Origin of the sequence: Acidovorax sp. sif1233 (assembly GCF_019218755.1) — a bacterium.
GTDB lineage: Bacteria > Pseudomonadota > Gammaproteobacteria > Burkholderiales > Burkholderiaceae_C > Acidovorax.
On record NZ_JAHUWZ010000001.1, the window covers coordinates 1,010,570 to 1,029,919 of the forward strand.

A 19,350-nucleotide genomic window follows, 5' to 3' on the forward strand; every position below is an offset into this window, starting at 1 on the left:
CCTCGCGAGCGTGTGCAGTGCTGCCTGCGCAGCGCGCGCCGCATATCGATATGAAAAGTTAGCGCAACCGGTGCAGGCCGTCGGGCCACAGAATTTGTCGCATTGATCACCCATGCGCGAATCGCTGCCTCCACCGTGTCCTACGCCCTTTCCCTCCTCGACAAAAGTCCCATCCCCGACGGGGCCACGGCGGCCGAGGCGCTGCAGCGCACCGTAGCGCTGGCTCAGCGCGCCGAGCAGCTGGGCTACCGCCGCTTTTGGGTGGCCGAGCACCATGGCAACCCGGGCCTGGCCGGCTCGGCGCCCGAAGTGCTGGTGGCCCACCTGCTGGCGCGCACCTCGCGCATTCGCATCGGCTCTGGCGGTGTGATGCTGCAGCACTACAGCCCCTTCAAGGTGGCCGAGGCGTTCAAGGTGCTCGCATCCCTGGCGCCCGGCCGCGTGGACCTGGGTGTGGGCAAGGCGCCCGGCGGCCTGCCGTTGTCCACCCGGGCGCTGCAGGCGCTGCACGATAAATCCCGGCCTGCGGACTTTGGCGCGCGCTTTGCGGAGCTGGACGCCTTTCTGCACGGCACGCTGGACCCGGACCACGCGCTGGCGGGTGCCGTTGCCTACCCCGCGCCGCCCAGCCTGCCCGAGCGCCACCTGCTCGGCGGCAGCCCCGACAGCGCGGCGTTGGCGGCGCGCCATGGCTGGCACTTCACGTACGCGGGCCATTTCAATGGCGACCCCGTCAACATCGAGCGCACGGTGCGCGTGTACCGCGAAGCCGCTGGCCGCGCCCCCTCGCTGGCGCTCTATGCGCTCGTGGCCCCTACCCAGGCGCAGGCCGACAGCCTGGTGGGCGCATTGCGTGTCTTCAAGCTGCATTTGTCCACCGGACAGAGCGTGAACCTGCCCAGCGCCCAGGCCGCCGCCGAGTTTGCGCGCCAGGCCGGCGTGGCGGACTACCGGCTCGAAGAAACCCGGCCCCACGTGATTGCCGGCTCGCCCGAGCATGTGCGCGAGCAGCTCGATGCGCTCAGTGAGCGCTACGGCATCGAAGAGTTCGTGGTCGACACGCCGGTCACGGGCTTTGCCGAGCGCCTGGCCTCGGTGGAGCTGCTGGCGGGCGCCTACGCCACCGCCGAGGCCTGACCCGCTGGCCGCCCCCTTTTTCCCAGGAACAGACACCATGAGCAACACCCCACAACCCATCCGCTTCGGCGTCATGCTGCATGGCGCAGGCGGCCACATGAATTCGTGGAAGCACCCCGCAGGCCCCGCGGACGCGAGCGTCAACCTCGACTTCTACATCGAGACCACGCGGAAGGCCGAGGCCAACGGCATCGCCTTCGCCTTCGTGGCCGACGGGCTGTTCATCAATGCGAAGTCCATCCCGCACTTTCTGAACCGTTTCGAGCCCATCTCCATCCTGTCGGCGTTGGCCGTGGCGACGTCGAAGATCGGGTTGGCGGGCACCATCTCCACCTCGTACAGCGAGCCATTCACGGTGGCGCGGCAGTTCGCGTCGCTGGACCTCATCAGCAAGGGCCGCGCCGGCTGGAACGTGGTGACCACACCGCTGGAGGGCACGGCCAGCAACTACAGCCGCAACCATCCCGACCATGCGCTGCGCTACGAGATCGCCGACGAATACCTGCAGGTGACGCAAGGCCTGTGGGACAGCTGGGACGAAGACGCCGTGGTGCGCAACCGCGCCACGGGCCAGTTCTTCGACCCCGCCAAGCTGCACACGCTGAACCACAAGGGCCGCTTCTTCCAGGTGGCGGGGCCGCTCAACATCGGCCGGTCGCCGCAGGGGCAGCCGGTGATCTTCCAGGCGGGTTCCTCCGACGCCGGCATCGGCCTGGCGGGCAGGTACGCCGATGCGGTGTTCACGCATTCGCCCTCGGTGGAGGAGACGCGCAGCTTTCTGCGCAAGGTCAAGGCCAGCGCCGTGGTGCATGGCCGCCAGGCCGACGATGTGAAGATCTTCCCCGGCATCGGGCCCGTGGTGGGCGCCACGCAGGAAGAGGCGGACGCCAAGTACCAGGCCATCCGCGAGCTGCTCACGGTCGATGAAGCGTTGGCCTACCTGGGCCGCTACTTCGACCACCACGACTTCAGCCAGTACCCGCTGGACGCGCCCTTCCCGGAGCTGGGCGAGATAGGCCGCAACAGTTTTCGCTCCACCACCGACCGCATCAAGGCCGACGCCAAGGCGCGCGGCCTGACACTGCGCCAGGTGGCGCTGGAGGCCGCCACGCCGCGCTCGCAGTTCGTGGGCACCGGCGAGCGCGTGGCCGACGAGATCATCCGCTGGGTGGATGAGGGCGCGGCCGATGGCTTCATCCTGGGCTTCCCCGTGCTGTCGCAGGGGCTTGATGATTTCATCACCCACGTGATCCCCGTGCTGGAGGCGCGCGGCCGCTACCAGCGCACGCTGCCGGGCCACACCCTGCGCGACCACCTGGGCCTGCCGCGCAAGGCCAGCCGGTATGCGCAGGCCGATGCGGACGCAGCCACGGCGCCAGAGAAGAAGGTGGCGTGATGGGCGCAGCATTGCCTGCAGCGGCTTCGGCGCACGACGTGCAGCGGGTGAAAAGTGTGGAAGAGGGCATTGCGGCCTTCATCGGCGAGTTCCAGGCATTGCGCCGGGACCTGCACCAGCACCCCGAGCTGTCGTTCCAGGAGCACCGCACCTCGGCCATTGTGGCCGAGCGCCTCGCGTCCTGGGGCTACGAGGTGACCACCGGCATCGCGGGCACGGGGGTGGTGGGCACGCTGCGCAAAGGGCAGGGCACCAAGACCCTGAGTATCCGTGCCGACATGGACGCACTGCCCATCACCGAGGCCACGGGCCTGCCCTATGCCAGCCAGAACGCCGGTGTGATGCACGCCTGCGGACACGACGGGCACACCACGGTGCTGCTCGCGGCCGCGCGTTTCCTGGCCGAGTCGGGCCGCTTCGACGGCACGCTGAACCTCATCTTTCAGCCCGCCGAGGAAAACGGCGGCGGCGCCAATCGCATGATCGGCGAGGGACTGTTCGAGCGCTTTCCGTGCGACGCGGTGTTTGGCCTGCACAACTGGCCCTGCGTGGGCGCGGGGCACTTCGGCTGCGTGACGGGGCCGGCCATGGCCTCGGTGGACCAGATCACCATCACCGTGCGCGGCAAGGGTGGCCACGGCGCCGCACCGCACGAGACGGTGGACCCGGTGGTGGCCAGCGCGCACATCATCACCGCGCTGCAGACGGTGGTCTCGCGCAACGTGGATCCACTCGACATGGGCGTGGTCACGGTGGGCTCGATCCACGGAGGCAACGCACCCAACGTGGTGCCCGAGAGCGTGGAGCTCAAGCTCACGGCCCGCGCCTTCAAGCCCGAGGTGCGCGAGGTGCTCAAGGAGCGCATTCCGGCCATCGCCCGCGCGCAGGCCGAGAGCTTTGGCGCCACGGCCGATGTGTTGTACCGGCCCGGCTACCCGGCGGTGCTCAACCATGAAGCCGAGACGGAGCTGGCACGCAGTGTGGCCATCGACACCTTCGGCGCAGCCCGCGTGGACGCAGGCTTTCGCCCGCGCACGGCCAGCGAGGATTTCGCCTTCATGCTGCTCAAGCGCCCGGGTAGCTACGTGTTCGTGGGCAATGGCGATGGCGCATCGCTGCACAGCCCGTACTACGACTTCAACGACGCCATCCTGGCGCCCTCGGCCACGTACTGGGTGCGGCTGGCCGAGCGGTTTCTGGCCTGAGACCCTTTCACGAGAAAGCCCTCCCCATGAATGACAGCTTCATCTACACCTCGCCCGCCGATCCCCTGGCCCGCCCGCTCATCGACGAGCTGTCGCACGAGTACGAGTCGCGCTACGGCGAGTTCTACGACCGCGAAGGCGGGCAGCGTGAGATGGAGAAGTACCCGCCCGAGCTGTTCACGCCGGAGCATGGCGGCAACTTTGTACTGCTGCTGCGCAGCGGACAGGCGATTGGCGGCGGTGCCTTCAAGCGCCACAGCGACGCGCACACGGCGGAGCTCAAACGCGTGTGGACGCACTCGGCCCACCGCCGCCAGGGGGTCGCCGCCAAGGTATTGCTGGAGCTCGAAGCGCAGGCGCTGCGTCAGGGCTATGCCCGGCTGTACCTCACCACCGGCTTTCGCCAGCCCGAGGCCGTCGGGCTGTATCTGGGCCATGGGTACACGGCACTGTTCGACACATCGCTGCCGCACGCGACGTACCGCCACCTGCCGTTCGAGAAGACTCTGCGCGCCGTGGACGGCCTGGAGTCCACCCCCACGTTGACGGCACACGCCACACCGCACGCCCTGGGCGTGGGACCCGCTGCAGTCGTGGCGCAAGCGGCCTGAAGCCCGCCACAGACACCTGCCCAGCCCACCCCGCTCTTTTCCACGAACCTCGACAGACCGCGAGACCTCACCACCATGTCCACCTCCACCACCCTGGACGCCGCTGCCGGTCTGCCGCTGGGCCCCGGCCATGCCGCGCCCCCTGGTGTCCACAGCCATGCGCTCAGCACGCCTGCCCCGACACCCTCGTCCTCCCCCGCACCTGCCCCGGTGAAGGGTGACTATTCGCACTACAAAGTCGTGCCCGCGCGCTACCGGGCACGGGCGGCCGGCACGGTGTTTGCCGCCGTGGTCATTGGGCTGGTGCTGTATTCGGTGTTCACCAACCCGCGCTGGGGCTGGAGCATCTTCGGCGAGTATTTCTTCTCGGAGCCCGTGCTGGTGGGCCTGGGCCGCACCCTGCTGCTCACCGCGCTGGGGGCGCTGTTCGGCTTCACGCTGGGCACGGCGCTGGCGCTGGCCCGCGTGTCGCGCTCGCCGCTGCTGGCGGGGCTGTCGTGGACCTTCATCTGGATCTTCCGGTCCATCCCGGTCATCGTGCTGCTGCTCATCATCAACAACCTGGGCTACCTGTACGAGACCGTGAGCCTGGGCGTGCCTTTCACCGGCTGGGCGTTCTTCTCGTACCCCACCACGCAGCTCATCAGCCCCTTCGTGGCGGCGCTGATCGGCCTCACGCTGAACCAGGCAGCGTTTGCATCGGAGATCGTGCGCGGCGGCATCCTGTCGGTGGACCAGGGGCAGCTTGAAGCGGCGGCCGCACTGGGCCTGCCGCGCCGCCGCCAGGCGTTTCGCATCGTGCTGCCGCAGGCCATGCGGTCCATTTTGCCCGCGGGCTTCAACGACATCATCGGGCTGGCCAAGGGCACGTCCAATGTGTACATCCTGGCCCTGCCCGAGCTGTTCTACACCATCCAGATCATCTACCGCCGCAACCTGGAGGTGATTCCGCTGCTGATGGTGGCGACCGTGTGGTACCTGGTGATCCTCACGGTGCTGTCGCTGCTGCAGTACTACATCGAGCGCCATTTTTCCAAGGGCGCGCTGCGCAGCCTGCCGCCGTCGATCTTCAGCGGCATGGCGCAGCGCCTGTGGCCTGCGCGGCGCGTGGCCGTCCAGGGAGATGCAGTAGCTGAACGCACCGTGGCGGCGCCCGCGCCCGCCGTCGCCACCGTGCCGCGCTGGACGGGCGAGCGCAACCGCGGTGGTGAAGTCACCATCCACGGCGTGTCCAAGAGCTACGGCGCCTTGCGCGTACTGAAGGACGTGACTCTGACGGTGCCGCCCGGCAGCGTCACGGTGATCCTGGGGCAGTCCGGCTCGGGCAAGTCGACCTTGCTGCGCACCATCAACCACCTGGAGCGGGTGGACGATGGTTTCATTGCCATCGATGGCGAGCTGATCGGCTACCGCCAGGACGCGGACACCCTGTACGAGCTGGGCGAGAAGGACATCCTCCAACGCCGGGTGGACGTGGGCATGGTGTTCCAGAACTTCAACCTGTTCCCGCACCTCACGGTGCTGGAGAACATCGTCGAAGCACCGGTCACCGTGCGCAAGTTGCCGCGTGCCGAGGCCGAAGCCCTGGCGCTGGAGCTGCTGGCGCGCGTGGGCTTGTCCGACAAGGCGCACAGCTACCCGCGGCAGCTCTCCGGCGGGCAGCAGCAGCGCGTGGCGATCGCACGCGCCCTGGCGCTCAAGCCCAAGGTGCTGCTGTTCGACGAGCCCACGTCTGCGCTGGACCCGGAGCTGGTGGGTGAGGTGCTCGATGTGATCAAGGAACTGGCACGCACCGGCACCACGCTCATCATCGTGACGCACGAGATCGGCTTTGCCCGCGAGGTGGCCGACACGGTCGTCTTCATGGAGCAGGGCCGCGTGCTGGAGACCGGCACCCCCGCCAAGGTATTCAGCCAGCCCGACCACCCCCGCACGGCGGAGTTCCTGGCCAAGGTGCTCTGAGCCGCCGGCCGCCTCACCCTCATCGTCCCCCACCCGCAGCGGCCCTCTGGGTTGGCCCAGGCCGGGCTGCGGCATGGGCGCCGCTGTGATCTGCCCGATTTTTTTGCTTCCTTCCTTTGCCTGTTTTCCTGACCTATCCATTTCATCCCCGGAGCCGATCCATGACCCTTGTGAACCGAACCCTCGCAGCCCTTGCACTGGCCGCTGCGTCCATCGCCGCACTGGCACCCATCCACGCGGCTGCGCAGGCCATCGACCTGAGTCCCGAGCAGCCCACGCGCCCCCGCTCGCAGAAGGTGGACGAGGCGATCAAGCTCGTCGGCAAGGATTTCAAGTTTGCGAAGGAGGGTGTGCTCACCGTGGGCACCACCACGGGCCGGCTGCCGTTCGGCGCCTATGCCACCGACAACAAGACGCCCGTGGGCAACGCGCCGGACATCGCGCAGCTGGTGGCCGATAGCCTGGGGCGCAAGCTGGAGCTGGTGTCCGTGGCCTGGGCCGACTGGCCGCTGGGCCTGCAATCCGGCAAGTTCGACGTGGTGATCTCCAACGTCACCGTGACCGAGGAGCGCAAGGAGAAGTTCGACTTCTCGACCTACCGCAATGACCAGCTGGGCGTGTACGTGAAGGCCGACAGCAAGATCACGTCCGTCAAGGAGCCCAAGGATGTGGCGGGCTTGAAGGTGGTGGTCGGCGCGAGCACCAACCAGGAGCAGATCCTGCTGCGCTGGAACCAGCAGAACATCGCCGCGGGCCTCAAGCCGGTGGACATCCAGTACTACGACGACGATGTGGTGCTGTACCTGGCGCTGGCCTCGGGCCGCGCCGACGCGTACCTGGCCCCCAACGGCATCGCCGCGCACAACGCGCGCGATGGCAAGACGAAACTGGTGGGAACCTTCTCGGGCGGCTGGCCGCAGGCGGCCGAGATTGCCGTGACCTCGCGCAAGGGCTCGGGCATTGCCGACGCGATCACCACGGCATTGAACGCGCAGATCAAGAACGGCAACTACGCCAAGGCGCTGGAGCGCTGGAACCTGCAGTCCGAGGCCATCCAGGTCTCGCGCACCAACCCTCCTGGCTTGCCGAAGAAGTAAGCCTGCAGCCTTCAAGGACCATCCATGACTCTCCATTCCCTGTCGCGCCGCAGCTTGGTGGCCCTTGCCTCTGTGTGTGCGCTGTCCTGCGCGTGGACCGTGGCCGGTGCGGCCACCGCGTTTGACTTCAGCCCCGGGCAAAAGGGCCGCATCCGCGCCGAGAAAGACGCAGCGGCCGTCCAGTCCATTCCGAAGAATTTCAAGTTCGTGAAGGAAGGCGTCTTCACCGTGGCGATCGCGCCGTTTGCGCCGCCCATCGCCACGTATGCCAGCGACGCCAAGACCGTGGTGGGGTTCGATCCGGACTATGCGCAGCTGATTGCCGACGCGCTGGGGCTCAAGCTCGAACTGCTGCCGATTGCCTGGGCCGACTGGCCGCTCGGGCTCACCTCGGGCAAGTACGACGCGGTGATCTCCAACGTGGGCGTGACGGAGCAGCGCAAGGAGAAGTACGACTTCTCCACCTACCGCCTGGGGCTGCACGGCTTCTATGTGCGCGCCGACAGCAAGATCACCTCCATCAAGGAGCCCAAGGACATTGCGGGGCTCAAGGTCATCACCGGATCGGGCACCAACCAGGAGCGCGTCCTGCTGGAGTGGAACAAGCAGAACGTCGCCGCAGGCCTCAAGCCCGTGGAGCCCGTGTACTTCGACGACGACGCCGCGCGGCTGCTGGGCGTGGTGTCGGGCCGGGCCGACGCCAACTTCAACCCCAACGCGCCGCAGGCCTACCACGCGGCCAAGGACGGCAAGATCAAGCTCGTGGGCACGGTGAACGCGGGCTGGCCGCTCAAGTCCGACGTGGCCATCACCACGCGCAAGGGCTCGGGCCTGGCCGATGCGCTGACGCTGGCCACCAATGGGCTCATCAAGAACGGCAAGTACACGCAGGCGCTGCAGCGCTGGAGTCTGCTGGAGGAAGCGTTGCCCAAATCGGAAACCAATCCCCCGGGCTTGCCCAAGTTCTGAAGCCCTCTGAGCCGCTGCGCGACTTCCCCCTCCGGGGGACGCACCCGGTGGACTGGCGGAGCCAGATCCACGGGTGCGCTGGTATGGGGGCGCGCCGGTTGCGGGCGCTGTGGGCAGCGTTTTGACCGAGTCTGTTGATCCTCTTCTTTTCATCATGGCCATTTCTCACCTTGCATTTTTGACGCCGGGCAACTATGCCGAGGACAGCCCCCTGCAGGGTTTGGAGGACACCTTGCGCCTGTTCGAGCTGGGGGAAGCGCTGGGCTACCAGGGCGCCTGGGTGCGCCAGCGGCATCTGGAGCGGGCGGTGTCGTCCGCGGCCACGCTGCTGGCCGCCGCCACGCAGCGCACGGGGCGCATCGCGCTGGGCACGGCGGTGATCCAGATGGGGTATGAGAACCCTTTCCGGCTGGCCGAGGACCTGGCGACGGTGGACGTGCTGTCGCGCGGGCGCCTGCAGGTGGGGCTGAGTGCGGGGGCGCCACCCTACGGGCCGCTGCTAGGCGGGCGCTTGTTCGACGGCGATGCGCAGGCCATCGATTTTTCGCACGCGCGGGTGGAGCGGCTGCGCAGCAACCTGCGCGGTGATTATTTCGGCGACGACGACTTTTTCGTGGAGTCGCCCGCAGGACGCCAGCGCCCGCGGGTGCAGCCGCATGCGGCGGGGTTGGTGGAGCGGCTGTGGTACGGCGGCGGGTCGCTGAAGTCTGCGCAGTGGGCGGGGGCGCAGGGCTACCACCTGCTGATTGGCAATCTCAACCGCGGTGAGCAGACAGACGATTTCTTCGCGGCGCAGCGCAGCCAGCTCGAACTGTTTCATGCCCACTGGTCGGCTCCCCACGCCCCGCGTGTGGCGCTGGGTCGGGTCGTCGTGCCGCTGGACAGCGCAGATGCTGCGAGCCGGGCGCGCTACCGAGCCTGGGCGGCGCTGCGCGAGGTTCGCACGATGGCACCCCAGGGCGAGCGCCGTACGCTGTTTGCGCGCGATCTGGTGGGGACGTCCGATGAGATCCTGGAAAGCCTGCGCCAGGACCCGATCGTGCCGCGCGTGCAGGAGCTGCGGCTGGAGCTGCCATATGACTTCAACGTGCACGAGTACGCGCAGATCCTGAGCGACACCGCGCAGTACATTGCGCCGGAGCTGGGCTGGGTTCCAGCGGCGGCCGGCCCGACTGTCGACGGCTACTGCGTGGACCGCGCAGCCGCGACTTCGCTGCCCAGCTTGATCACCGACATGGCGTAGTAGATCGACCAGTTGTAGCGGGTGATGGCGTAGCGATTTTCGGTGCCCGGCACGTAGCTCGGCGTATCGCCGCCGTTGTGTAGTTCGACGAGGCCAGGGGCCCCAGATGCTGCGCGGCGGTGCCATCCAGCACGCCGCCCCTTCGCTTGTATGCTGGCGGCGCTGAAGGTGGGCAGGAGTCTTGCGGTAAGAGGTCATCCAGTTGCAGCAGGCTCAGACCGAACGGGTTGTTTCAAGTTCAAAATGCTGACTCTATGAAGCACCGCCCAGCCCAGGTCTTGCGGTGCGTTCAGCGCCGGATGCGCCGTCCCGTCTTGAACACCCACCACACCACGACAAGGCACAGGGCCATGAACACGAACGTCATGCCCGCGCTCACGCCGATGTGGACATCGGCCTGGCCGTAGAACGCCCAGCGCAACCCGCTGATGAGATAGACCACCGGGTTGAACAGCGAAACGGTCTGCCAGAACGGCGGCAGCATGCTGATGCTGTAGAACGCACCGCCGAGAAACGTCAGCGGTGTGATGACCAGTAGCGGGATCACCTGCAGCTTTTGAAAGCTGTCAGCCCAGAGGCCGATGATGAATCCGAACAGGCAGAACGTGACGGCGGTGAGCACCAGAAAGCCCACCATCCACACTGGATGCGCCACTTCGTACGGCACAAACACCCTGGCGGTGGTGAGGATGAGCACCGATACCAGCAGCGACTTGGTGGCTGCGGCGCCGACATAGCCCAGCAGCACCTCGACCCAGTTGACCGGCGCGCTGAGCAACTCGTAGATGGTGCCGGACCACTTGGGCATGTAGATGCCAAAAGCCGAGTTGGAAATGCTTTCGGACAGCAGCGACAGCATGAGCAGGCCGGGGATGATGTAAGCCCCATAGCTCACGCCGCCGATGTCGCCCATGCGCGAGCCAATGGCCGAGCCAAAGACGATGAAGTACAGCGCTGTGGACAGCACCGGTGCGATCAGGCTTTGCATCCAGGTGCGAAAGGCCCGGTTCATCTCGAAGCGATAGATGGCACGCACGCCATGCAGGTTCAGGCCGGTCATGCTCGGGATGCTTTCTGTTGCGACGGGGCGTGGTCCTGGTCCTTGTCCTGGTGCACCAGGCCCACAAAAATGTCTTCGAGCGAACTCTCGCTGGAATGCAGGTCCTTGAAGTCAATCCCGTGTTCGGCCAGCGCGCGCAAAAGTGCGGCAATGCCTGTGTCTTCTTGCTGGGTGTCAAAGGTGTAGGTGAGCATGGTGCCTCCCTGGCTAAGCACCAGTGGCCAGCGGGCCAGCGACGCGGGTATCTGCTGCATCGGTTGCTGCAGCGTGAGTGCAAGCTGCTTCTTGCCCAGCTTGCGCATCAGCACATCTTTGTCCTCCACCACGATCAGCTCGCCCTTGCGGATCACGCCGATGCGGTCGGCCATGTCCTCGGCTTCCTCCAGGTAGTGCGTGGTCAGGATGATGGTGGTGCCCGCATCGCGCAGCGCCCGCACCAGGCGCCACATGTCGTGGCGCAGCTCCACGTCCACGCCCGCGCTGGGCTCGTCGAGGAACAGGATCTTGGGCTCGTGCGACAGCGCCTTGGCGATCAGCACGCGGCGTTTCATGCCGCCCGAGAGCGCGAGGATCTTGCTGTCCTTCTTGTCCCACAGCGACAGGTCCTTCAGGATCTTTTCGATGAACGCAGGGTCGGGAGCCTTGCCGAACAGCCCTCTGCTGAAGTTGACCGTGGCCCACACGGTTTCAAACGAATCGGTGTGCAGCTCCTGGGGCACGAGGCCAATGGCCGCGCGGGCGGCGCGGTAGTCCCGCACGGTGTCATGGCCATCGGCGCTGATGGAGCCCGCCGTGGCATTGCTCATGCCGCAGATCACGCTGATGAGCGTGGTCTTTCCCGCGCCGTTGGGCCCGAGCAGGGCAAAGATCTCGCCGCGCCGGATGTCCAGGTCGATGTTCTTGAGTGCCTGGAAACCGCCAGCGTAGGTTTTGCTCACGCCGCGCACACGGACGATCGCGTCCGCAGCGGGCATGGAAGAAGGTGATGCAGGCATGGGATGGTGGTCAGGAATAGTGCATGCCGCCGCGGCGGTTGCCGGGCAAGCGGGGGAGCGACGCATTGTGGCTTGAGTTGCGCAACCGCGCTGGCAGGCGCTGGCAAACCCCGCTTTGGCCCTGCGGCCAGGACAGGTCTTTCCCCTTCGCCACCGGATGCGTGCGGTGCGGGTAGCACAGCTGGCTCCGATCCGCAGCCCCACCAGGCAGTTCGGCTCGCGAAGGGTATTGCGGGCCATCCGGTGCTCGGCCCCTCGGTCGACCCTGTGCGCCTGCTCCGGCCGCCTCAGCGCCAGGATCAGCGCGTTCGCGCCGCCGCCACCTCGCGGCCCAGCTCGATCACGGCCATCGCGTAGTAGCTGGACCAGTTGTAGCGCGTGATGGCGTAGAAATTCTCGGTGCCTGCCACATAGCTGGCGGGCTCGCCGCCGTTTTGCAGTTCCACCAGTGCCAGCGGGCCGGTGTGCTGCGCGCCCTGGGCATCCAGCACCGCGCCTTTGGCTGTCATGCTGGCCACGCTGAAGGTGGGCAGGATGTCGGGTGCCAGCAGGTCGTCGAGCTGCAGGCGCGCGGCGTCGAACTGCACGCCAAAGTGCGTGGGCATGCCTGGCGTCCAGCCATGGCCGCGGAAGTAGTTGGCCACCGAGCCGATGGCGTCCGCCGGGCTCTTGAACAGGTCCACGCGGCCGTCGCCATCGAAGTCAATCGCATAGCGCACCCAGCTCGACGGCATGAACTGCCCCAGGCCCATGGCACCGGCGTAGCTGCCACGGGGCTCGAACGGGTCGGTGTCGCTGCGGTTGGTGAGGCTCAGGAACTGCTCCAGCTCACCGCGGAAAAATGCGGTGCGCTCCTTGGCACGCGGGTGGGTTGACGGGAAATCAAACGCCAGCGTGGCCAGCGCGTCCATCACCCGGAACGTGCCCATCTGCTGGCCGTAGATGGTCTCCACGCCGATGATGCCCACGATGATCTCGGCGGGCACGCCGTACTCGCGCTCGGCCCGCTCCAGCGTGGCCTCGTTCTCCTGCCAGAACCGCTGGCCGGCGCGGATGCGGATGGGGTCGATGAAGCGGCTGCGGTACACGCGCCAGTTCTTGGCGGTGCCTTTGGCTGGCGGCAGCATGAGGCGGGGGACCTGTGGCAGGAAGTGCGCCTGCCCGATGGCCTGGCGCACCCATTCGCGGTCCAGGTCGCGGCGTGCGGCCAGGTCGTCGGCAAACTGCAGGGCCTCGGGGCGCGATGCATAGGGCACCGCGGGCTTTTGCTTCGTGGCGGTGGGTTTAGAGGGTTTTTGGGGGCTGGCGCTTGCTGCTATTGCGCAAGATGCTATTAAAAATATAGCAATATTGGCCCATCGGGCTGTCTTCTTCATGTCGGTTGTTCGTTACTCTGTTGTGTCCCTGCGCCGCGCAACCGGCGCGGCCCGGGCCAGCGTCATCGCGCAAGGGCCGCCCCGCCGCGCTGGCGGCGTCCCCCTTCCTGGCGGAGCCGAGAGAAGGAGCTGGGGGCCGCGGCTCCAGGCCTGCCTGCGCAGGCTGGGACGGCCCCGAAGGGCTGCCGTCTCTGGCGGCTGCACGGAGCGGCGAAGCCGCTCAGGGGGATGATTCATTTCTTGGGCCAGGGCAGGGTGCGGAATTCGCGCCGCAGCGTGCCCAGTTCGGTGTCGGGGTGGGGGGCGTAGCGCAGTCGCTCCAGCCGCAGCAGCCAGTCTGCCACTGCGTCGGCTGGCGCCCCGAATTGTGCCCGCACCCGTTCGGCCATCGCGCGCGGTGGCAGGGTTTCCGGCAGCGGCAGGCCCGCGCGCGCCAGGCGCTGGCGCGTGCGGGCCAGCAGCCGCAGCCAGGGGTCGTGCTGGCTGCGTTCCCACAGGCTCCAGCCCATGCCGCCCAGCGCGGCCGCGATGACCAGGGTGCCCAGCACGGTGGTGAGGTCCTGCCAGCTGGGGGATTCAAAACCCAGCGCCTTGAGCAGGTCCATCTGGCGGCTCTGCGTGTAGTTGAGCACCCACTGGTTCCAGCTGTTGTTGACGGCTTCCCACACGGCGCGCAGGTTCTGCACCATGCCCGGGCTGAGCGCGCCCATCGCTGCCGCGAACGCGCCTTGGGGCGCCTGCAGGCGCTGGAACGCCCCCACGCGGCCTGGCGAGACGGCGCCCGTGGGGTCCACGCGCACCCAGCCGCGGCCTTCCATCCACACCTCGGCCCAGGCGTGGGCATCGGCATTGCGCACGGTCCAGTAGCCATCCACGGGATTGCGTTCACCCCCCTGGTAGCCCGTGACGATGCGTGCGGGCACATCCAGGGCGCGCATCAGCACCACGAAGGCCGAGGCAATGTGTTCGCAAAAACCTTCCTTGCGGTCAAACCAGAACTCGTCGGCGGTGTGTTCGCCATAGACGCCGGGATCGAGGGTGTAGGTGTAGCCGCCCGTGCGCAGGCGCTGCAGGGCCGCATTGACCAGCGCGCTTGTTCCGCCGCTGGCCAGCGCGGGGTCTGCGCGCATTTGCGCGGCCAAAGCCAGGGTGCGGGGGTTGAAGCCGGGGGGGAGCTCCGTGTACACGCGCAGCTGCCGCACGGACTGCTGGGGGCCATGGCGGTACTCGGGGTAGCTCACGGCCTGGTAGCGCATCACCTCGGTGATGGGGCGTGAGGTCATCCACTGCAGGTCCTGGGTCATGTAGGCCCGCATGTTGTTGGGCAGCTCGGGCGCCTCGGGGGTGGCTTCCAACACCATCAGCCAGGGTTGCCGCTGGGGCTCAAGCGTCACTTCGTAGCGCACGGCCGGTCCGCTGACCTGCAGGTTGGCTGGCAGGGCCGCGCGTGCGGCCCAGGCGCTGTCTTCCCGAAACGGCTCGGCCTGCCATTGCCGGCCATCGAACGCCGTCATGACGGGGCCGCGGAAGTACAGCGCCGATTGGGGCGGGACATCGGTGGGCGCCCCCGCGAAGCGCAGGCGGATGGCCACGCGTTCGTCGAGCGCGATCTCGGCCATCTCGCCGATCTTCATGGTGCCCGACAGGCCGCTGCGCCCCGTGAGGTTCTCCCCGGGCATGCCCCACAGCGGCGCCATGCGCGGAAACAGCATGAACAGCGCCACCATGATGGGCGCCCCCAGCAGCGCCATGGTGCCCGCCATGCGAAAGGTCTGCGCCAGGGGCGGGCGCCCCACCGGCATGTGGGCATTGACCAGCGCCATGAGCAGGCCCAGCAGCGCCACCAGCATGGCGGCGGCGGTGAGCAGCGACTGCGAGAAGAAGAAGTTGCTGAGCATCGTGAAGAAGCCCAGGAAGAACACCACCATCGCGTCGCGGCGCGCGCGCAGCTCCAGCATCTTGAGCGCCAGCAGCATGACGACCAGGGTGACGCCCGCATCGCGCCCGAGGATGGTGCGGTGCGTGAACAGCGTGCCCGCCACCGCCACCACCAGCAGGGCGCCCACGGTCCAGCGCCCGGGCAGGGGCCGGCCTTTCCAGGCGAGCCAGCCGCGCCACAGCAGCAGCCCGCCGGCCAGCAGGCTGGTCCACACCGGCAGGTTGGACACCTGCGGTGCGATGACCCAGACGATCACGAACAGCAGAAAGAGCGTGTCGCGGGCGTCGCGCGGCAGGGAAACAAGGGTCTGGCGCAGGTTCATGGCAACGGTCCAGGCCCGGCTTGGAGTGGTGGACATGCTATAAAAAATATAGCTCCCTGCGCCTTGCCTGTATGCGACAGGGGCCCACTGGATACGGATTTTGAAGCGGGGTTCAGCACAGCGCCAGTGCCTCCAGGCAATTTCGTCGGTGCGCCGCACCCGTGTCCGGGGCGATCTCGACACCCGGCAGGCGCAGGCCATAGTCCAGCCCCAGCCGGTCGGCCTGCAGCACCCAGGCGGCCAGGCGTGAGAGGCGGGCTTCGTGGTCGGGCAGCGAGGCGCGGGCCAGGTCCAGCCACAGTTCGTGCCGCTGGGCTTGCTGGGCGTCGCGGCTGACCAGGTCGTCCGTGCCGGTGCCCAGCGATTTGGCGGCCTTCTTCCAGACCACGAGCTTGAGCGGGTCGCCCCGGCGGTAGGCGCGCACGCCGTCGAATTCGCCAATGCCCTGCGTGGGCGTGTTGCCGGCGCCGCCCGCGCGCGGTTCGCCGGTCGGCAGCGGCGGTGCCGGGGTCTCGGGCGCGGGGTAGACCAGCACCTGGGCCGCGGGCCGCCAGTAGGTCCAGACGCGGAAGGTGCCGAGCGGAAAGCGCGTCTCGGCCGTCAGCGTGGGCACGCGGTGCAGGCCCCGGCGCGGGGGCTTGAAAGCGACCTGCACGCTCGACTGGCCCTGCGCGGGCACGTCGGTCCAGGCCCAGTGGTGTGCCTCCTTGCCCGTGCCGTGCACCGACAGGGCGATGCCGTAGCGCGGCGTCTTGCGCTCGCTGGACAGCTGGATGTCAAACGCCGTGCTGGTGCCCATGAAGTGTGGCTCGGGCGCCTTCAGGTGCAGCGTGAGCCCGCGCAGGTTGGCGTGGCAGATGTGCATGCCCACCACGGCGCTGCCCGCCAGCAGAAAGGTCAGCAGGTAGCCCAGGTTGAGCTGGTAGTTGATGGACGCGATGAGCAGCACGATGAGCGTCAATGCCAGCATCCAGCCCGAGCCGGTGGGCAGGATGTAGACATTGCGCTGCGTGAGCGCGAGCGTGTCGCTCAGCGGCAGGCGCGCCTGCCACCAGCGCTGGAAGCGGCGGCGCAGTGGCGCAAGCGGGCTCACCCGGGCCAGGATGGCGCGCCAGCCCCCGGTCGGGCGGAGCGTGGCGGGGGGATGGGCGGCTGTCATTTCACGGCAGCGGCACGGCCTCGACCATGGCGCGCACCTGTTCCACCGCGCCGCGTCCGGCATCGCCCACGGGCACCAGGCGGTGGGCGATGGTCTGGGGCAGCACGGCCTGCACGTCGTCGGGCGCCACGTAGTCGCGCCCGCTGATGAGGGCCTGCGCCTTGGCCGCACGCACCAGGGCAATGCCCGCGCGGGGCGACAGGCCCTGCAGGAACCACCGGCCCGAGCGCGTGGCGGCGATGAGGTCCTGCACATAGTTGAGCAGCGGGTCGGCCGCATGGATGGCCTGCACCTGGCGCTGCAGCTCGGCCAGTTCCTCGTCGGACAGCAGGGGCAGCATGGTGTCCACCATGTCGCGCCGGTCCGCGCCCGCCAGCAGCACGCGCTCGGCCGCGCGGTCGGGGTAGCCGATGGAGATGCGCATCAGAAAGCGGTCGAGCTGCGATTCGGGCAGCGCGAAGGTGCCCAGCTGGTCGTGCGGGTTCTGGGTGGCGATCACGAAGAAGGGGTGGGGCAGGGCGCGCGTCTCGCCCTCTACCGACACCTGCTTTTCCTCCATGGCTTCGAGCAGCGCGCTTTGCGTCTTGGGGCTGGCGCGGTTGATTTCGTCGGCCAGCAGCACCTGGGCGAACACCGGGCCGGGGTGGAACACGAAGGCTTCCTTGCCGCGCTCGTAGACCGAGACGCCCGTCAGATCGCTGGGCATCAGGTCGGCCGTGAACTGCACGCGCGAGAACTGCAGGCCGAAAGTGCGCGACAGCGCATGGGCCAGGGTGGTCTTGCCCACCCCCGGAACATCCTCGATGAGCAGGTGCCCGCCGGCCAGCAGGCAGGCCACGCAGTCCTGTACCTGGGCCTGCTTGCCCACGATCACCGTGTTAAGCTGATCCAGAAGCGATTTGATCTTGTGCTGTGCATTCATTGTCATGGCGCGACGTTATCCGAAAACTATCCAAAAAAATACGAGACACGGGGATTGACTGTGAGCAAGACGGGCTATTTCACCCATCGGGATTGTTGGAAGCACGAGATGGGCCCGGGCCACCCAGAATGCCCCGAAAGGCTCGATGCCATCGAAGACCGCTTGCTGGTCACCGGGGTGGGCGATGCGCTGGAGCGCTACGAGGCCCCCGAGGCCTCGCTGGCCGACATCGAGCTGGCGCATGGCCGCATGCACATCGCGGCGCTGCGGGGCCTGTCCGACCGGCTCAACGAAGAGCTGATGGCGGGCGGCCCGAGCTACGCGCAGATCGACACCGACACCTCCATCAACGCCCACACCTGGAAGGCGTCGCTGCGCGCCGCGGGTGCCGCGCTGGCCGCCACGGATGCGGTGATGGCCGGCGAGGTCGAGAACGCGTTTTGCTCCGTGCGTCCGCCCGGGCACCATGCGTGCCGCGACAAGGCCATGGGTTTTTGCTTCTTCAACAACGTGGCGGTGGCCGCCAAATATGCGCTGCAGCGCTACAACCTGCAGCGCGTGGCGGTGGTGGACTTCGATGTGCACCACGGCAATGGCACCGAGGACATCCTGGCGGGCGACCCGCGCGCGCTGATGGTCAGCATTTTCCAGCACCCGTTCTACCCGTACAGCGGCGACCAGGACCCGGCCCCCAACATGGTCAACGTGCCCGTGCCAGCGTACACCCGTGGCATGGACATCCGCGAGATCATCGAGATGATGTGGATGCCGCGCCTGGAAGCCTTCAAGCCCGAGATGATCTTCGTCTCCGCCGGCTTCGACGGCCACCGCGAGGACGACATGGGCCAGCTGGGCCTGACCGAGCAGGACTACGCCTGGATCACCCACCGGGTCAAGGACGTGGCGCGGCGCTATTCCCAGGGCCGCATCGTGTCGTGCCTGGAGGGCGGCTATGTGATGGGGCCGCTGGCGCGCAGCGTGGAGGCGCATCTGCGCGTCCTGGCTGATCTTTGACTCCCCCTGAGCCGCCTGCGGCGTCTTCCCCCTGAGGGGGACGCCACCCGTGGCCTGGCGAAGCCAGTTCCACGGTGGCACTGGCCTCATGCGCGCCTGTTTCAAACGCCCCTCGCATTGCTGTGCACAGGAGAAACAACATGACGATTCCGAATTCTGACGAGCTGCTGCTGATCACCCGTGATACGCGCGGTGTGATCACCCTCACTTTGAACGACCCTGCACGCTTCAATGCGTTGGGCTCTGAAATCCTGACAGCCCTGCAACAGGCGCTGGACGAAGCGCACCGCGACGAATCTGTGCGCGTGGTGGTGCTGGCCGCAGCGGGCAAGGCCTTCTGTGCCGGGCACAACCTCAAGGACATGGCGGCGAACCCGGAGCTGGCGTACTACCAGAAGCTGTTTGCCCAATGCAGCCGCATGATGCTCACCATCCACAAGCTGCCCGTGCCCGTGGTCGCCAGGGTGCAGGGCATGGCGACGGCGGCGGGCTGCCAGCTGGTGGCGCAGTGCGATCTGGCGGTGGCGGCCGACAGCGCGAGTTTTGCCACCAGCGGCATCCACTACGGCCTGTTCTGCGCGACGCCCAGCGTGCCGCTGGTGCGCAATGTGCCCGCCAAGCGGGCGATGGAAATGTTGCTCACCGGCGATTTCATCGATGCCCCCACCGCGCTGGCACAGGGCCTGGTGAACCGCGTGGTGCCCGCCGATGCGCTGGACGCCGAGGTGGAGATGCTGGTGCAGTCCATCCTGCAAAAGCCCCGCGTGGCCGTGGCCATGGGCAAGGCGCTGGTGTACCAGCAGCGCGAGCTGGGCATGGATGCCGCCTACCAGCTGGCGGGCCAGGCCATGGCCACCAACATGATGGACGAGGCCGCGCAGGAGGGCGCGCGCGCCTTTGCGGAAAAACGCCAGCCCCGCTGGAAGCGCTGAGGATCGCCACG

17 protein-coding genes are annotated in these 19,350 nt (G+C 67.6%); 10 read left to right on the forward strand and 7 right to left on the reverse strand.

The genetic code is table 11. The features are described 5' to 3' along the window. The first annotated feature begins 135 nt into the window (after positions 1-135). From KW843_RS04550 to KW843_RS04585, 8 genes are all read left to right on the forward strand, one after another. Positions 136-1,137 carry an LLM class flavin-dependent oxidoreductase gene (locus KW843_RS04550; protein WP_218293897.1) on the forward strand — a complete coding sequence of 334 codons (1,002 nt, stop codon included), beginning with the start codon at positions 136-138 and terminating at the stop codon, positions 1,135-1,137. Between the two features lie 37 nt (positions 1,138-1,174). After that, positions 1,175-2,533, forward strand: coding sequence for an LLM class flavin-dependent oxidoreductase (locus tag KW843_RS04555; protein ID WP_218293898.1), 1,359 nt, complete (start codon positions 1,175-1,177; stop codon positions 2,531-2,533). Next, positions 2,533-3,738 carry a M20 aminoacylase family protein gene (locus KW843_RS04560; RefSeq protein ID WP_218293899.1) on the forward strand — a complete coding sequence of 402 codons (1,206 nt, stop codon included), beginning with the start codon at positions 2,533-2,535 and terminating at the stop codon, positions 3,736-3,738. Before KW843_RS04555 ends, KW843_RS04560 begins: the two co-directional genes overlap by 1 nt. Positions 3,739-3,764: 26 nt before the next feature. Then, the gene (locus KW843_RS04565) at positions 3,765-4,349 is read left to right on the forward strand and encodes a GNAT family N-acetyltransferase (protein WP_218293900.1); all 585 of its coding nucleotides are present in this window, start codon (positions 3,765-3,767) and stop codon (positions 4,347-4,349) included. A gap of 75 nt (positions 4,350-4,424) precedes the next feature. Continuing rightward, positions 4,425-6,311 (forward strand): amino acid ABC transporter permease/ATP-binding protein, encoded by a 1,887-nt coding sequence (locus KW843_RS26910; protein WP_218293901.1) that lies wholly within the window; start codon positions 4,425-4,427, stop codon positions 6,309-6,311. A gap of 161 nt (positions 6,312-6,472) precedes the next feature. After that, positions 6,473-7,408 carry an ABC transporter substrate-binding protein gene (locus tag KW843_RS04575; RefSeq protein ID WP_218293902.1) on the forward strand — a complete coding sequence of 312 codons (936 nt, stop codon included), beginning with the start codon at positions 6,473-6,475 and terminating at the stop codon, positions 7,406-7,408. 24 nt (positions 7,409-7,432) lie between these two features. Further along, positions 7,433-8,377: an ABC transporter substrate-binding protein gene (locus KW843_RS04580; RefSeq protein ID WP_218293903.1), complete on the forward strand. Its 945-nt coding sequence runs from the start codon at positions 7,433-7,435 to the stop codon at positions 8,375-8,377. Positions 8,378-8,531: 154 nt separating this feature from the next. Continuing rightward, positions 8,532-9,620 (forward strand): LLM class flavin-dependent oxidoreductase, encoded by a 1,089-nt coding sequence (locus KW843_RS04585; protein WP_218293904.1) that lies wholly within the window; start codon positions 8,532-8,534, stop codon positions 9,618-9,620. On the opposite strand, the gene KW843_RS04590 is transcribed toward KW843_RS04585, so the two are convergent. The 7 genes from KW843_RS04590 to KW843_RS04620 form a co-directional block, all read right to left on the reverse strand. Then, positions 9,560-9,796 (reverse strand): lytic murein transglycosylase, encoded by a 237-nt coding sequence (locus KW843_RS04590; RefSeq protein WP_370628451.1) that lies wholly within the window; start codon positions 9,794-9,796, stop codon positions 9,560-9,562. The genes KW843_RS04585 and KW843_RS04590 overlap by 61 nt on opposite strands. Positions 9,797-9,909: 113 nt before the next feature. Next, complete coding sequence (locus KW843_RS04595; RefSeq protein ID WP_218294445.1) at positions 9,910-10,671, reverse strand: ABC transporter permease; 762 nt, start codon at positions 10,669-10,671, stop codon at positions 9,910-9,912. Positions 10,672-10,676: 5 nt separating this feature from the next. Beyond that, on the reverse strand, positions 10,677-11,675 hold the full coding sequence (locus tag KW843_RS04600; RefSeq protein ID WP_218293905.1) for an ABC transporter ATP-binding protein: 999 nt from the start codon (positions 11,673-11,675) through the stop codon (positions 10,677-10,679). Between the two features lie 299 nt (positions 11,676-11,974). Then, positions 11,975-13,051, reverse strand: a complete 1,077-nt coding sequence (gene mltB / locus KW843_RS04605; RefSeq protein ID WP_218293906.1) for a lytic murein transglycosylase B — start codon at positions 13,049-13,051, stop codon at positions 11,975-11,977. A gap of 233 nt (positions 13,052-13,284) precedes the next feature. Next, the gene (locus tag KW843_RS04610) at positions 13,285-15,312 is read right to left on the reverse strand and encodes a DUF3488 and transglutaminase-like domain-containing protein (RefSeq protein ID WP_218294446.1); all 2,028 of its coding nucleotides are present in this window, start codon (positions 15,310-15,312) and stop codon (positions 13,285-13,287) included. 112 nt (positions 15,313-15,424) lie between these two features. Next, positions 15,425-16,471 carry a DUF58 domain-containing protein gene (locus KW843_RS04615; RefSeq protein ID WP_218293907.1) on the reverse strand — a complete coding sequence of 349 codons (1,047 nt, stop codon included), beginning with the start codon at positions 16,469-16,471 and terminating at the stop codon, positions 15,425-15,427. Between the two features lies 1 nt (position 16,472). Further along, positions 16,473-17,393: a MoxR family ATPase gene (locus tag KW843_RS04620; RefSeq protein WP_218294447.1), complete on the reverse strand. Its 921-nt coding sequence runs from the start codon at positions 17,391-17,393 to the stop codon at positions 16,473-16,475. 108 nt (positions 17,394-17,501) lie between these two features. Between KW843_RS04620 and KW843_RS04625 the strand changes: the two genes are divergently transcribed. Together KW843_RS04625 and KW843_RS04630 are read left to right on the forward strand one after the other, a co-directional pair. Then, positions 17,502-18,407, forward strand: a complete 906-nt coding sequence (locus KW843_RS04625) for a histone deacetylase family protein (RefSeq protein WP_255594536.1) — start codon at positions 17,502-17,504, stop codon at positions 18,405-18,407. Between the two features lie 140 nt (positions 18,408-18,547). Then, positions 18,548-19,339 (forward strand): enoyl-CoA hydratase, encoded by a 792-nt coding sequence (locus KW843_RS04630; RefSeq protein WP_218293908.1) that lies wholly within the window; start codon positions 18,548-18,550, stop codon positions 19,337-19,339. The last annotated feature ends 11 nt before the right edge of the window (positions 19,340-19,350 follow it).

Coding starts and splice junctions, on each gene's coding strand:
- KW843_RS04625 (WP_255594536.1), top strand. CDS start 17,502: ATGGGCCCGGGCCACCCAGAATGCCCCGAAAGGCTCGATGCCATCGAA.
- KW843_RS04585 (WP_218293904.1), top strand. CDS start 8,532: ATGGCCATTTCTCACCTTGCATTTTTGACGCCGGGCAACTATGCCGAG.
- KW843_RS04615 (WP_218293907.1), bottom strand. CDS start 16,471: ATGACAGCCGCCCATCCCCCCGCCACGCTCCGCCCGACCGGGGGCTGG.
- KW843_RS04575 (WP_218293902.1), top strand. CDS start 6,473: ATGACCCTTGTGAACCGAACCCTCGCAGCCCTTGCACTGGCCGCTGCG.
- KW843_RS04620 (WP_218294447.1), bottom strand. CDS start 17,393: ATGAATGCACAGCACAAGATCAAATCGCTTCTGGATCAGCTTAACACG.
- KW843_RS04555 (WP_218293898.1), top strand. CDS start 1,175: ATGAGCAACACCCCACAACCCATCCGCTTCGGCGTCATGCTGCATGGC.
- KW843_RS04600 (WP_218293905.1), bottom strand. CDS start 11,675: ATGCCTGCATCACCTTCTTCCATGCCCGCTGCGGACGCGATCGTCCGT.
- mltB (WP_218293906.1), bottom strand. CDS start 13,051: ATGAAGAAGACAGCCCGATGGGCCAATATTGCTATATTTTTAATAGCA.
- KW843_RS04565 (WP_218293900.1), top strand. CDS start 3,765: ATGAATGACAGCTTCATCTACACCTCGCCCGCCGATCCCCTGGCCCGC.
- KW843_RS04580 (WP_218293903.1), top strand. CDS start 7,433: ATGACTCTCCATTCCCTGTCGCGCCGCAGCTTGGTGGCCCTTGCCTCT.
- KW843_RS04560 (WP_218293899.1), top strand. CDS start 2,533: ATGGGCGCAGCATTGCCTGCAGCGGCTTCGGCGCACGACGTGCAGCGG.
- KW843_RS04630 (WP_218293908.1), top strand. CDS start 18,548: ATGACGATTCCGAATTCTGACGAGCTGCTGCTGATCACCCGTGATACG.
- KW843_RS26910 (WP_218293901.1), top strand. CDS start 4,425: ATGTCCACCTCCACCACCCTGGACGCCGCTGCCGGTCTGCCGCTGGGC.
- KW843_RS04610 (WP_218294446.1), bottom strand. CDS start 15,312: ATGAACCTGCGCCAGACCCTTGTTTCCCTGCCGCGCGACGCCCGCGAC.